Origin of the sequence: Micromonospora sp. AMSO1212t, from assembly GCF_008868145.1 — a bacterium.
In the GTDB taxonomy this organism is placed as follows: Bacteria; Actinomycetota; Actinomycetes; order Mycobacteriales; family Micromonosporaceae; genus Micromonospora; species Micromonospora tulbaghiae.
This window is the reverse complement of the sequence record NZ_WBKS01000279.1, coordinates 1-525: the sequence shown is the minus strand read 5'-3', so window position 1 is coordinate 525 and position 525 is coordinate 1. Positions and strand designations below refer to the sequence as shown.

The following is a 525-nucleotide window of genomic DNA, read 5'->3' as shown; positions in this document are numbered from 1 at the left end:
TGCAACATCTGCCGTTCAACACCCTCTACCAGCTCGTCGCCGCCGCCGGAGCGCCTCAGCTGGAGGCCGCGCACCGGCTGCTGCTGATCCCGGACCTCATCGCCTACTGGCTCACCGGTGTGATCGGCGCCGAGGTCACCAACGCCTCCACCACCCAGCTGTACGACCTGCGCCGCCGCACCTGGGCCACCGACCTGACGGCCGACGCGGGGATCCGCGGCGAGATGTTCCCGCCGCTGCGCGAGCCGGGAACCCGGATCGGCCCCGTGCTGCCCACGCTCGATCTGCCCGGAACGCCCGAGGTGGTGGCGGTGGGATCGCACGACACGGCCTCGGCCGTGGTGGGAGTGCCGGCGGTGGGTGAGCACTTCGCCTACATCTCCTGCGGCACCTGGTCGCTGGTCGGCGTCGAGCTGGACGCCCCGGTGCTCACCGAGGCGAGCCGGCGGGCCAACTTCACTAACGAATCCGGCGTCGACGGCACGTTCCGCTACCTACGTAACGTGATGGGCCTCTGGCCGCTGC

General features: G+C 70.9%; 1 protein-coding gene. It reads left to right on the top strand.

Features of this window, described 5'->3' with window-relative positions; genetic code table 11:
* Positions 1-525: FGGY family carbohydrate kinase (locus tag F8279_RS29805; RefSeq protein WP_255474314.1), on the top strand; the 525-nt coding region annotated here is incomplete at both ends.